A 14,349-nucleotide genomic window follows, 5' to 3' on the forward strand; every position below is an offset into this window, starting at 1 on the left:
ATTATGCTCAGTCAATTTTTTATCAGTCGACCGAAATTCGCCTTTGTCATCTCTATATTCTTGACGTTGATAGGGTTGATTGCGATTAAAACCATGCCGATCTCTGAATACCCAAGCATTACCCCTCCACAAGTGCGTGTGGTGGCGTTTATGCCGGGAGCCAGTGCAGAGACAGTCAAGGAAGTGATTGGCAACCCGATCGAAACGGAAGTTAACGGCGTTGAAGGTATGGTTTACATGCAGTCGCGTTCGTCAAACGATGGTCGGTATTTCCTGAATATTACGTTTGAAAACGGCATCGACTCAGACATGGCGATGGTGAATGTTTCAAACCGCGTCGCCACGGCGGAGAATCTCCTGCCATTTGAAGTACGAGCGCGTGGTGTGAGGATCCGTAAAGCCTCGCCGGATGATTTGATGGCGATTGCTTTCCATTCTCCGCAAGGGAACATGGACGAGTTATCACTCAATAGCTGGGTGGAAGCGAACTTTATGGAGCGCTTGGCTCGTGTGCCAGGGCTGGCGACGTCGGAACTGGTTGGTGCCACGTTTGGCATGCGTGTCTGGACTGACATTGATCGTATGGCGAGCTTGGGCGTGAGTACCTTGGATGTGAAAAATGCCATTCGTGAGCAGAACGCCGTCGTACCAGCGGGTCGAATTGGGCAAGGGCCGAGTCGTGAAAACACGGCAATGCAGTATAACTTGATCACGCAAGGGCGATTAAATAGCGCAGAAGAGTTCCAACAAATCATTGTCAAAACCAATCCTGATGGTAGCCAGATATACCTTGGTGATGTGGCGAAAGTTGAGATTGAACGCCAATTCTTTGATGCTTACGCAACCTATAACGGGCAACCCGCTGCACTGGTGACAACCTCATTGGCGCCGGGAGCCAATGCGCTTGATGCAGGCGCCGCGACGATGGAAATCCTCCAAGAGATTGAATCGCTTCTGCCTGAAGGCGTGGTTTACAGTGTGCCTTATGACACCACAGTATCGGTAGAAATCTCGATTAAAGAGATCGTGAAAACCCTTTTCGTCGCTGTGTTGCTGGTTATTCTTGTCACCTACCTATTCTTGGGCAATATCCGCTCAACGTTGGCTCCAGTGGTAGCGATTCCCGTGTCCTTGATTGGTACCTTTGCTTTCATGCAAATGGGCGGCTTCACCATCAATACCGTCACGCTGTTTGGTTTAATCCTTGCGATTGGGATCGTGGTGGATAATGCCATTCTGGTGGTGGAAAACGTCGAGCGCATCCTCAATGAAAATGAAGATATGTCGGCGAAAGAAGCCACCATCAAAGCCATGTCAGAAGTCACGGGCCCGATTGTCGCGTCAACTTTGGTTATGCTGGCGGTGTTTATTCCCGTTGCCATGCTGCCGGGGATCACTGGCCTGATGTTCGCGCAATTCTCCATCACCATTTGTATTGCCTTGGTGCTCTCTGCAATCAACGCATTGACCTTGTCTCCAGCACTGTGCGCGTTGGTGATGAAACGTAACACCAAACCTGCTGCATGGTTTGTGGCCTTCAACCGACTGTTCGACAAAGCAACGGCGGGTTACAGCTTGGTGGTGACCCTTTTTGTGCGCAAAACATCAGTGCTGCTGGTGGCCTTTGCGATTGCCATTGTCGCTATGGTGCAGATGGGCAATAAAGTTCCAACCGCTTTTGTGCCTGCTGAAGATAAGGGGGTATTGGCGGTGGCAATGTTCTTGCCAGACAACGCATCGAAAGCTCGAACGCATGACATTGTGGCTCAGGCAGAAGCGATTCTGGCCCAAGATCCCGCGATTGAAGATTTTGCAGCAGCGGTGGGTTTCAATGCTTTATCAGGGGGCGTTTCATCCAATGCGGCAGCCTTATTTGTGAACCTGAAAGACTGGGATGAGCGTCTAGCAATGGATGGTGATCATTCTCAGCAAGCCGTCGCCCAGCGTTTGAACATGCAGCTTTATGGCATCGACAAAGCCATGAGTATTGCGATGGGTTTGCCACCAATCCCAGGGATTGGTATTGGTGACGCGCTGGAAGTCATGGTGCAGGATACTGAAGGCCGCAGTGCCCAAGAGCTTGCGAGCATGACGTACCAGCTAATGGCGGCGGCGAACCAAGCGCCGGAAATCATCAATGCGATGACAACCTACCGTGCCAATGTTCCGCACTACAACGTAGAAATTGACCGCGAGAAAGCGCGTCATTTGGGGGTGTCGGTCGGTGTTATCAATGATGCGCTGGCAACGCATTTGGCTTCTGCATACGTCAATGACTTTGCCATGGATGGACGCAGCTACCGCGTCTTTGTTCAAGCCAAAGGCGAGCAACGTGACGATCTACAAGACGTGCTTCGCATCCATGTACCGTCTGCGATGGGTGAGCAAGTTCCGCTATCAGCGGTTGCCACTATTGCGCCGACCATGGAACCAGACATGGTGACCAGCTACAACATGCTCACTTCTGCGCGTCTGCAAATGAACCCAGCACCGGGTTATTCATCGGGTGAGGCGATTGCGGCACTGGAGCGCGTGGCAGCAGAGGTGTTAAGTGATGGCTACACCATTGATTGGACTAACATGGCCTATCAAGAAAAGCTCTCGGGCAATGCTGCGCAAATTGCGATGGCACTGGCGCTGGTCTTCATTTACTTGTTCTTGGTTGCCCAGTATGAGTCGTGGGCTCTACCTGCTGCCATCATCATGGTTGCCCCGCTGGCTGCTGTTGGGACATTCGCGGCATTGCTGCTTGGCGGACAAGCGCTATCGATTTACGGCCAGATAGGCATGATCCTACTGATTTCTCTCGCGGCGAAAAACGCCATCTTGATGGTGGAGTTCTCTCGCATCAAACGCGAGCAAGAAGGGCTCCCTATTGAAGAGGCGGCGATTCAAGGCGGCAAGATGCGTTTCCGCGCAGTCAATATGACCTCTTGGTCGTTCATTCTTGGCATCTTGCCACTGGTCTTTGCAAGTGGTGCAGGTGCGGTTGCCCAGAATACCACTGGCCTCGCTCTGCTCGGTGGCATGTTGGTTGTGCTTTGTATCGGCGCCATGATGACTCCTGGTTTCTATGCACTGTTCCAACGATTGCGTGAGAAGGTCAAACCAACCACAACGTGATCCTCAACCATTTGATCCACAAAAATATTCACAACAACAATATCCAAAGCAACAATATTTACAACAACAACGGGTGAGCCCACATGTGGCTCACCCCAATGAATGGAAATCCCCCTCAAATGTGATTTTTATGAACGGCATTGTTCATTGACAATGGCGTGATTGATTCTTGTCCGATTTTCGCCTCTTGGAAGGGACGCTAGGCAGAGCGATGAAATTTAAAAAGGAAAACACCATGAATAGAACACTTATTGCTAGCTCTCTGATTGCTGCAGCGTCCCTGCCTACTTTTGCTGAAGAAGGCAAGGTGATCGACCCTTCTGATTTAACACAGGTCTATACGCAAGCCGCAGTGTTTGTGACCTCAGATGCTGATATGCGCTTGTCTGGCATGTTGACGGGTGCGTGGAACGAAAATATCCAATTCGCAGGTTTTCTAGAAGGTAACTTTGGTGATGCAGATGCCAAGTCGGGTAAAGATTCGGTGGGGGCAGATTACTTAAGCAGTCGGGGGCAGTATTTTCAGGTGCACGCGATTGATAACAACATGATGCCCAGAGTTGGCTTTATGACAGACATCATTCATCAAAAAAACACAGGGATGGATGACAACCTACTGTTTTCTGCAGGCGCGATTGGTTTGATCAATCCTAAGTACACTGGCGGCGCTATGGTGTTCCCGAATGTGAACTATACCGTTGGCGAAGTGTTTGGTGAGTCCGCTGACGGTTACATGCTCAACCTGTTTGCGACTGTGCCAGTGGGGGATTCAGGCGCCTTTTTACAGGCATGGCCAGAATACGTAAAAGTGACCGGCGATGTCGTCGAGATGGAATCGACCGCCTACAACATGATGTTCAATGCGCCGATCAAAAGTGACCGGACACAATGGCTGATGACTAAACTTGCGTACGCGTCATCTGATGTGGTGTTGCCAAGCGGATTGGAATTGGAAAATGAGTATGAATTGAAAGCTGAAATTGGCGTGAAATGGTTCTTTTGAATGTGAATATAAACCGATGATGACTTGCGTTTTATAATGTGATTCGTCATCGATTCATTTTAGGGTGCCGAGGAAATCATCAAACTGATGAACAAATCCTCGAACTGTTTAAAGGCTGCGCAAACAAACAAATTTCAGCAAATTCAGGCTTTACAAGCAGGCGAGGGCTTTGTAATATTCGCCGCAACAACGGAGAGATGGCTGAGTGGTTTAAAGCACCGGTCTTGAAAACCGGCGTGGGTTTATAGCCCACCTAGGGTTCAAATCCCTATCTCTCCGCCAAATTAGAAAAGGCCGCTGTTCTTGCCAAAGATACAGCGGCCTTTTTGCATTCCAGCGATGGTGATTCTATCTCGGGATTTGAAAGTCCCTCTATGCCTCGAACTGGCTCCACCAAATCAGATTAAGCCCGCCTTCTCTTGATAACAGGAGTGAGCGGGCTTTTTTGTATCTGGCGTTCGGCATTCTTGGATTGAAAGGGTTAAGTGTCTATAGTGGTTCAATTCACAAGCGATGGTAGCTCGCAACTAAAGCTTTGTTTGAGAAATTCATCAGGGAGATATCGTGGAAATTTGGACGCTGCTTTTCTTCATTCCGGCATGCTTTGCGCTGAACATGACCCCGGGACCGAACAATCTCCTCTCCATGAATAATGCGCGGTGCTATGGGTTTAAATCTGCGTTTATTGCTGGGTTAGGCAGAATTACTGCGTTTGCTGTCATGATAGCGTTGGCAGCGTCGGGGTTAGCCGTGGTGCTGTATGCGTCCGAAACGCTGTTCTTTGCGATCAAACTGTTTGGCGCTCTTTACCTGCTTTGGATTGCTGTTAGCCTTTGGCGCTCAGAATCAAGCCCAGTGTCTGAAATCGATACTAATCAAAACCGCTTTGGTCTCGCGAAGCAAGAATTCATTCTGGCGTCTGGCAACCCGAAAGCAATATTGATCTTCACCGCTTTTCTTCCTCAATTTGTGGATGTTTCCGCAAACGTTCACCAGCAATTTTTCGTATTAGGTTGCACGTTCTTAGCACTGGAAATGACGGCAATATCTATCTATGCAGTGTTTGGCATCTACCTCAGGCAATGGTTCGCTAAACCCCGAATGGCAAAACGTTTCAATAAAGCATGTGCCGCCTTCTTAGCGTTTTCTGGTCTCAATCTCTTACTTAGTCGTCAGTAATTTCAAGCAGCGTTTCGGTTGTAGCCCTCACCGAATTGTGGGGCTATCTCCCTTGCTAAAATTTAGCGAGTTAGTTGATAAGCAAGTCCTGCACCTGCTTCTGCGCCACATGGCGGTCGACTCCATCTGATTGCATGGACTCACCAATGTTCACTTCAAGTTTTGACCAAAAGCGCGAGGGGCGAGTGGTGAGAGCGTGCCCACCTTTGTGGCTAAAGAACGAGCCCCACAACCCCTTGAGTGCCATTGGAACCACCAAGGTTGGTGTTCGTGCCAAAATCTTCTCAACGCCTGCTTTGAATTGGCCGAGTTCACCGTCTGATGTCAATCGACCTTCTGGGAATATGCAGACCAATTCCTCATTATTTAATGCGTCATCAATCTGCTCGAACGCGGCTTCGAACGTCTTTGCGCATTTGTATTTTGAACAGATCGGAATCACACCGGCATGGCGAAACACATATTTGAGTAGCGGAAGTTCACTGATAGATTTGTCCATCACAAATCGCACCGGGCGGGTAGATGCCCCCATCAAAATCAGCGCATCAACATAACTGACGTGGTTGGCGACAATCAGGGCTGCGCCTTTTGCCGGAATGTGTTGGCGACCCTTTACCGAAACACGGTACAGGCAATGGCTGAGGAGGTAACTGATAAAGCGCTGCGTGAACTCAGGCACTTGGCGGTAAACAAATAATGCGACGACAAAGTTCCCCAATGCCATCAAAGCAAATAGCTCGACAATTGAAAAATCTAAAACACTCAGCACCAGAATTGAAACCGTCGCAGACGCAACCATAAACAGTGCATTCATGATGTTGTTCGCCGCAATTGATTGCGCACATTCGCCATCGGAAGAGCGCGATTGAATGAAAGCATACAAAGGAACGATGAACACACCGCCACTCACGCCAACAAAGAACAGGTCAATCATCACTCTGTAGTGCATCGAATGTGTTAAGAACTCTTGCACGTTGTAATACTGAGCAGGGAAAGATTCGATACTCGGAACCGCCCACAACAAATCGCCCGTGAACAGCGTTAATCCCAAAATGCCAAAGGGGAGAATACCCAACTCAACATGGTTGAAAGATAACTTCTCACACAACCATGAACCTGCCGCGACACCAATCGAGAAGAGCGCGAGCAACAATGAAACTACAGTGCTGTCGGCATGCAAGTGTTCACGTGCAAAGTTAGGGAACTGCGTTAAATAGGCTGCGCCCATAAACCAGAACCAACTAATGGCAAGAATAGACATCCAAATGCCTCGTTGTTTCCTTGCTACTTTCAGCGTTTTCTTCAGCCCTAAAATCGGTTCAAAACGTACCTTCTTACAATGCCTACTCGGCATAGAAGGAATGCGAAGGCTACTCAATAAACCTAACACCGACAGAGCGACAACAATGCATGATGCGAAGAAAGTACCGTTTGGAACCGCGAGTAACAGGCCAGCGCTCAGTGTGCCGATGAGAATAGAAAGGAAAGTCCCCATCTCGACCCATGCATTGCCTTTTACTAGTTCGTCTGGCTTCAACGCTTGAGGCAGCAGCGCGTATTTTACAGGGCCAAAGTAGGCCGATTGCGTACCAGTCATGAAAAGCAGAGCAAGCATAAGTGCCACGCTCTGGGTCAGAATCGCGGCCGCCGCGCATGTCATGATAAGCAGCTCAACCATTTTCAAACGGCGAATGAGTGTTGCTTTGTCCATGCTGTCAGCAACTGCTCCAGCATGCGCAGAGAATAAGAAAAATGGCAGAATAAAAAGGCCAGCGGCGAGGTTAATGAACAGGTCTACAGAAAATGGCAGTGCGTCAATCTGGCTATACGTCACCATCAACAACAGCACGTTTTTATAGAGGTTGTCGTTCAGTGCGCCAAGGCATTGTGTGATGAAGTAAGGGAAAAATCGTTTTGAGAAAAGCATGCTGGCTCCGTTGATGCAACTCACTGAGATGACTGCACCTTACGTGATGTGTACACATAAACCAGCGGCGCTGCAGGAGTGACATAATGAGAAACCCAAGGTAACAGTGGATGGAACTTTGGTGGAATAGCCTTCGTAAACAGTCTTCAATTCTAGCGGGGGGAGTAGACGCGTTTTCGCCTCAAACATTCTTTCTCTAGCACTCTCCCTTTAACACTCACTTCTCGTAACCACTAAAGCGTATCTCACTAACATGCGGTCGCTTGGGCTTGTGTTCTAGATATAACCTCTGTGATGTTGAGTCAGGAAGCGCAATATTCTGTACAGCGAATTGTGATCTTCAGTCAGGTCTTAATTTTGAGAAAAAATAATTTAGACAGGAAGAATTTAGACTCCGCGTTGGGTTATATGGAGACCATAATAATGAAAAAACATGCCCTTACCGCGCTGATTGCTGGGCTCATAGTGAGCACCACGTCGATAGCTGCACCGCAACAAGAATATCAGGATGAAATGGACCTCATGTTCCAGCAAATGCGAGCTCGCGTGCTTGAACTGCGTGAATACGCATCTGATGATGGCAATGTCATTCTAGAGAATGGTAAACGCTATATTATGGTCGATGGGCGACGTTTTGAAATCGACGCCATGAACTATTTGAACTTTGATTTACCGTTTCCTTATCACAACGAAGACGCCATTCGCCATGTGTTTTCGTTCTTCGATAACGACTGGTTATTGATGGAGTATGGACGTGGTGTGAATGCAGTACATCGTCTGTATGGAGACTATGAAGCGCCTGTGGGGCAGGGGTGCCAACTGGCCTATCAACCGTACAGTACGGGGGCGCATTTCGATCCTAAATCCGTTTTTGTAAAAGAAACGGAAAGCTGTGCGCTAGAAGAAAACGAAAGCCATGAACAACTCGCTTATCTGGGCAAGGCTAAGAAGCTAGATTTCGCCACCTTTGGCTACGAAAGCGAATCAGACTTCGCACCAGAGTCTGTTGCTGTTAGCAATGGCAAAGTTTATGTGGGTAACACTCACAGCGGTTATTCACACATCGTACGCTACGATCTGAATACGCAGCGAGCGCTGGCTCCTATCACTGGTTTTACTTTTAACGGCACACAAGAATCTTACCGCGTGGTCAGCGACGTGACTGAACACAATGGTCGTCTGTATGTTGCATCACTTTCTTCAAACCGTGTTGATATCTACGATACCCGTGACGATTCCATCATTATGTCGTTGGGTACTGGGCAATGGGGTGGCAACACCTTCGACAAAAACCTGACTCACCCGTCAGCTGTTGCTGCCAATAACGACTATGTCTTTGTTGCAGACATCACGGGTAAAATTTCAGTGTACCTGCAAAGTGATGTCACGACAGAAAACCACAAGCGCACCACCAAGCATGCGTTCCTGAGCCTGCCTGATAGCAACAGTATTTGGTCAAATGTGAAGTTGGAAGTTGTAGGCAATGAACTGATTGCTAGCTTCGACAACAGCAAGACGTACGTTTTCGACATCACCCACATTGAAGCGAGTGATGTGCTGGTTGATGCGGAGAAAGTCTTTAACCGTACTTCACGCCGTAACGTTTATGAGTCTGCCAACGGTGATATTTTCGTGGGCACTAGCCAAGGTCAGATCGAGCAGTTCAGTGCGGGTAGTCTTGAATTTGGTGAGAACGGTGTGGTTAGCCCAACTGTTCACGAGTTTAGAACCTACCTGAATGCACAAACTAACGCAGAAGAGTCTACCTCAGCATCTTTCGACCTTGCTGTTGAAAACGACACGCTTGCGATGCTTCAAGGCCGAACTGTGCTGCTGAGTGAGATAAACAAACTGGATGTGTATGTCGATAAATACCCATCATGGGAGCAGCCTGTTGACTTTGATTTGTATGCGCCAGAAGTGGTTAAAACACCCCTGTTGTTTGACGGTGAAAGCTGGGAAAGCCTGACGCAAAACCACAGTGTTCGCGTAGACCGTCTGTTGTCTGGCAAGCAGCACCTTGATGGCTTGGAAATCATCAGTTACGTGGCGCAGCGCACGCAAGATCTGACGGTGGAAGCGAGAATCGGTAAGAATACGCCGTGGATTAAACTGGGTTCACTGGTTGACCTTGACCCATTCTCGTCATTCAAACTGGATCATACGTTTGAGGATAGCTACAACTATCCGACGGTCTCTGGTGAGCAGTCAGTGGTGGTAATGGGCTTTAATGAACTCGACTACCTGCCAAAAGATTTGATTGATATTCGTCTGACATCGAAAACCGATGAATTTGTAAAGAAAATCACTGATTTCAAATCAAAATGGCGTTTGCACTTTGGTACCTATGGCTCGGGTGAAAATCCGGGTAACTGGGGGATGATCACGCCGCCATATGCACGTGAGTGGATGATCATCATGGCAAATTATGCCTATGTGATGAATAGCCCTGAATTCGAACATCTGTGGTTTAACTACAAGGCCAGTATCGGTCAGGGGCAGGAAGAGTTCTTCGGTAACGCTGGCCCTATCGATGGCCCTGGCGGCAACTTTACCCCAGCAGATTACGAGCGATACTATCAAGCGTTTATGGATCGTAGCTCTTTGCGCTTAGGGGTCTCGACTATCGGTGGTGGCTTAGGCGGCGGTGATGTACTGGGTATTGATACTTGGTTCTACTACGCTCACTACTACAGCTCAGGTATCGGTGTTGTTGGACACGAGTTCGGCCACCATTGGGGCTCGCATGACAGCAGCTTTGCCAACGAAGCACGTGGCTTACAGCGTATGACGCATGACATCCATCAAATGATGATCCGTCAGCAAAATCTTCCGTATCTGGATGATGAAATCAACGCATTCTACAAATCACCACAAGATCAGCTGCATAACAGTGTCGCGGAACATCTTCGTAAACCTAGACCAGTGGATAACGTGAACGTGGTTGAGCGTTATTTCCAAGAAAATGCACTGCCACTCAAACTATAATTTTGTTGGTAATGACATAAAAAAAGAGTCGCGAAATGCGACCCTTTTTTTGTCTCTTAGTACAGCATTAGCTGTTAGTTGAAACGGCAGGGTAGATAAACTACATAAAGTGTCCTCATCCTTTGCTAACCCACTCAACTTTCCCAGTGGTCATTAATAAAACTCGTGCTTTGAAGCGCTTGAATCACTTTTTCAAGCACGGGGCCGACGGCGTGGCGACGCGAAACTAAGCACCCCACTGAGGTCATCCACCCAGTGTGTTCATGGGCGACGGGTAGGGCAATAACATTACCTTGTTGGATCATGGGCTTTGCAGACAGTTCGGGGACGTTCGCCCAACCCACACCTTTACTGACGAGACTCACCAAGGTTTGGTGAGTGTTGGCGTACCAGACTTTTGAACTGATGCCGTAGCTGAACCAAAGCTCTTTGTGCTCTGCGCTGCGATGAACGCATTGTCGGTATCGCTTTAAATCCGCATCATGAACAACAGGCAGTTCGGTCAATTTATGACGAGGTGCGGCAATGGTAAGAAACCGTGCTTGCCCAAGCAGAAAGAAATCCATGTCCACTTTTAATTCACCGTCAGCATAGATGATCCCCACGTGCGCTTTGCCGTCTCGCACCAAGTCTTCCACATCAAACGTAGAAGCCGTGATGATGTCGAAATGCGTGATAGGAAAGGCGTCACAGAGCGGCGCAAGAATAGCAATCAGGTTCTCGTCGAGCAGACTTTCATCGACGGCAATCACCACTTCATGTTCGTGTTCTTGGGTCAAAGATTCGACTTTCTGATCGAAGTACTTTTGTTGATGAAGAATGGACTGGGCGATGGGTAACAGTGCCTTTCCATTTTCCGTCAAAACCGGGGTGTTTTTCTCTCGGTTAAACAACTCCTGATCGATGGCGATTTCAAGGTTTGCGATGGCTTGGCTAACGCCAGATTGGGCGCGCTTCAATTTGCGTGCGGCTGCAGAGAAGGAGCCACTTTCGCAGACGGTGACGAATATCTTTAATTGTTCGAAGCTGTACATGATGACACCAAGAAAAAACCTGTACGCTCAAGCTATCATTAATCGTGATGGCTGTTAACTTTGTTTATGGTTTTTGCCTGCCATAATCGCCACTTCGAAATCTTGGCTATCTTTCTTTTTGAGTTACCTTATGACTACCTTAGAACGTATTTTTCACTCAGTTTTGTTTGAAGCGCTTGCTATCACTTTCTCGGTGATTGGCTTATCTATCTTTACCGATCACGATCTTAAAGCGTTATCAGGAACTATGATAGTTGTGGCGACAATCGCCATGATTTGGAATTACTTTTTTAACCTGACATTTGATTACTTTGTGAAGGGTGAGAAAACAGAACGCTCATTTGGCACGAGGGTATCTCATGTATTGCTGTTTGAAGGTGGGCTACTATTTTTCACCATTCCGGTCATGGCTTACTTGTTGAATGTGAACCTGTGGGATGCGTTTATCATGGACATTGGGGTGACTATCTTCATTACGATTTACGCATTTTTGTTTAATCTGATTTACGACCACACTCGCGTATTCATCGTTCAGCAACGTCAGGTGAGCGTGTAACGTTAACGGCAATTGAAATGAGAAAAAGCCCGTCGCGCTGTTAACGGAAAATAGTTAACCAGAGCGGCGGGCTTTTGTTAGGTTTGGTTTAGTGCGAAATACCTAGCGTTACTTGGCAACTTTTCCGAGCTTGGTCCAGGTATCGACGACCGTATCTGGGTTCAATGACACTGAGCTAATGCCTTGCGCCATGAGCCATTCAGCTAAGTCGTCATGATCTGACGGGCCTTGACCACAAATGCCGACGTATTTGCCAGCACGTGTCGCGGCATCAATCGCCATTTTTAGCATGGCTTTCACTGCAGGGTTGCGTTCATCAAACAAGTGCGCGACATCCCCTGAATCACGATCCAAGCCCAGCGTTAGCTGTGTCATGTCGTTCGAACCAATCGAGAAGCCGTCAAAGTACTTTAAGAAATCATCCGCAAGTACGGCGTTTGATGGCAGTTCACACATCATGATGACTTTCAGACCTTGTTCGCCACGGCGGAGATCGAACTTCGCCAACAAGTCATTCACTTCTGCCGCTTCACCTGTGGTGCGAACGAATGGGATCATGATTTCAACGTTCTTGAGCCCCATGTCATTGCGCACACGCTTGATGGCCTGCGTTTCCAACTCGAAGCAATCTTCAAACACCGGCGAGATGTAACGCGATGCGCCGCGGAAGCCCAACATAGGGTTTTCTTCGTGCGGTTCAAACTCGCTACCACCAATCAGGTTGCTGTACTCGTTCGATTTGAAATCGGACATACGTACGATAACGCGCTTCGGCCAGAACGCGGCTGCGATGGTGGCGATCCCTTCTGTCAGCTTGCTGACATAGAAATCGACGGGGTCTTTGTAGCCACGAATGCGTGAGTTGATTTTTGCTTTCAGCTCGTCGCTCTGCGCGTCAAAGTTCAACAGGGCTTTCGGGTGAATGCCGATCATCTTATTGATGATGAACTCCAAACGCGCAAGGCCAACGCCTTCGTTTGGAATTTGTGCGAAATCGAACGCGCGGTCAGGGTTACCGACATTCATCATCACTTTGGTGGGCAGCAATGGCAGTTCATCTACTGCGGATTGACGCACCACGAAATCGAGTTTTCCCTCGTAGACATAACCGGTTTCGCCTTCCGCACACGAAATGGTGACTTCTTGGCCATCACTGAGCTTACTGGTGGCATCGCCACAGCCGACGATGGCGGGAATGCCTAACTCACGCGCAATGATGGCAGCGTGGCACGTACGTCCACCGCGGTTAGTGACAATCGCTGCCGCTTTCTTCATCACAGGTTCCCAATCGGGATCTGTCATGTCGGTCACCAGCACGTCGCCTTCTTGCACGGATGACATTTCATCAAGCGAAGCAACAACGCGCACGCCACCGCTACCGATGCGTTGACCAATCGCGCGGCCTTCAACCAGCACACCGGCTTTGTCGTTCAGCTCATAGCGTTCGATGATGTTGCCGTTCTTCTGTGAACACACGGTTTCTGGGCGCGCTTGCACGATGTATAGCTTGCCGTCGATGCCGTCTTTTGCCCACTCAATGTCCATTGCACGTTGGTAGTGCTTTTCGATGATCATCGCTTGTTTGGCTAATTCCGCAATTTCATCGTCAGTGAGTGAGAACTGGTTTTGTTCTTCTGGAGAGGTATCAACGATCTCGACCTGTTTGCCAATCACTTGGCTGTCGGCATAGATCATTTTGATAAGTTTGGAACCAAAGGTGCGTTTCACTACGGCAGGCGTGCCGGCTTCAAGAAGCGGCTTGTGCACGTAAAACTCATCAGGGTTTACTGCGCCTTGCACGACCATTTCACCCAATCCCCATGAAGAGGTGATGAACACGACTTGGTCAAAGCCAGATTCGGTGTCCAGCGTGAACATCACGCCTGATGAGGCTTGGTCAGAACGCACCATGCGTTGAATACCCGCAGACAGCGAGATACCACGGTGGTCAAACCCTTGGTGAACACGATAAGAGATAGCGCGGTCGTTAAAGAGGGACGCGAAAACGTGTTTGGTGGCTTCTAGTACCGCATCAATGCCTTTCACATTGAGGAAAGTTTCTTGCTGACCCGCGAAAGAGGCGTCAGGTAAATCTTCTGCGGTGGCAGAGGAACGCACAGCGACAGAAAGCTCCGAATTTCCATCAACTAACGTTTCATAGTTATCACGAATATCCTGCTCAAGATCTGCAGGGAAGGGGGCATCTAATACCCATTGTCGAATAGTGGCGCCGGCTTGGCGCAGTGCATCGACGTCTTCAACATCGAGTTCATCAAGAATCTGATGAATGCGCTCGTCCAGCCCTTCAAAATCAAGAAACTGGTTAAACGCATACGAGGTGGTTGCATACCCGTTTGGCACGGATACGCCCGCGTTGGCGAGGTTTGACACCATTTCGCCGAGGGACGCATTCTTGCCGCCGACTTTGTCGACATCATCCATTGATAGGGAATCGAACCACAGGGTGTTCTTTTGCATTTCTTTCTCCAGAAATAGTGCAGCAATTGGGATTTTAGTGGCAATCTTGGCCTCTCAACGA

General features: G+C 48.6%; 8 protein-coding genes and 1 tRNA gene. 6 read left to right on the forward strand and 3 right to left on the reverse strand.

Annotated elements, in window-relative coordinates; translation table 11 throughout:
* Positions 1-3: 3 nt before the first annotated feature.
* The 4 genes from L4D06_RS23135 (at position 4) to L4D06_RS23150 (ending at position 5,305) form a co-directional block, all read left to right on the forward strand.
* A complete protein-coding gene (locus tag L4D06_RS23135; protein ID WP_429741668.1) occupies positions 4-3,123 on the forward strand; it encodes an efflux RND transporter permease subunit in 3,120 nt (1,039 codons plus the stop codon).
* 235 nt (positions 3,124-3,358) lie between these two features.
* Positions 3,359-4,126 carry a hypothetical protein gene (locus tag L4D06_RS23140; protein WP_429741670.1) on the forward strand — a complete coding sequence of 256 codons (768 nt, stop codon included), beginning with the start codon at positions 3,359-3,361 and terminating at the stop codon, positions 4,124-4,126.
* 191 nt (positions 4,127-4,317) lie between these two features.
* Positions 4,318-4,408, forward strand: a tRNA-Ser gene (locus L4D06_RS23145).
* Between the two features lie 282 nt (positions 4,409-4,690).
* Positions 4,691-5,305: a LysE family translocator gene (locus L4D06_RS23150; RefSeq protein ID WP_429741672.1), complete on the forward strand. Its 615-nt coding sequence runs from the start codon at positions 4,691-4,693 to the stop codon at positions 5,303-5,305.
* Between the two features lie 70 nt (positions 5,306-5,375).
* Here the strand turns inward: L4D06_RS23150 and L4D06_RS23155 are convergent, their stop codons facing one another.
* On the reverse strand, positions 5,376-7,232 hold the full coding sequence (locus tag L4D06_RS23155) for an MFS transporter (protein WP_429741675.1): 1,857 nt from the start codon (positions 7,230-7,232) through the stop codon (positions 5,376-5,378).
* A gap of 423 nt (positions 7,233-7,655) precedes the next feature.
* On the opposite strand from L4D06_RS23155, the gene L4D06_RS23160 reads away from it, so the two are divergent.
* A complete protein-coding gene (locus tag L4D06_RS23160; RefSeq protein WP_429741677.1) occupies positions 7,656-10,220 on the forward strand; it encodes a YncE family protein in 2,565 nt (854 codons plus the stop codon).
* 134 nt (positions 10,221-10,354) lie between these two features.
* On the opposite strand, the gene L4D06_RS23165 is transcribed toward L4D06_RS23160, so the two are convergent.
* A complete protein-coding gene (locus tag L4D06_RS23165) occupies positions 10,355-11,254 on the reverse strand; it encodes a LysR family transcriptional regulator (protein WP_429741679.1) in 900 nt (299 codons plus the stop codon).
* Positions 11,255-11,384: 130 nt separating this feature from the next.
* Between L4D06_RS23165 and L4D06_RS23170 the strand changes: the two genes are divergently transcribed.
* Entirely contained in the window at positions 11,385-11,810 is a 426-nt protein-coding gene (locus tag L4D06_RS23170) for a PACE efflux transporter (RefSeq protein ID WP_429741681.1), read from the forward strand.
* Between the two features lie 108 nt (positions 11,811-11,918).
* Here the strand turns inward: L4D06_RS23170 and ppsA are convergent, their stop codons facing one another.
* Positions 11,919-14,288 (reverse strand): phosphoenolpyruvate synthase, encoded by a 2,370-nt coding sequence (gene ppsA, locus L4D06_RS23175; protein ID WP_429741683.1) that lies wholly within the window; start codon positions 14,286-14,288, stop codon positions 11,919-11,921.
* Positions 14,289-14,349: the final 61 nt, after the last annotated feature.

Source organism: Enterovibrio makurazakiensis (genome assembly GCF_050336585.1).
GTDB classification, from domain to species: Bacteria; Pseudomonadota; Gammaproteobacteria; order Enterobacterales; family Vibrionaceae; genus Enterovibrio; species Enterovibrio gelatinilyticus.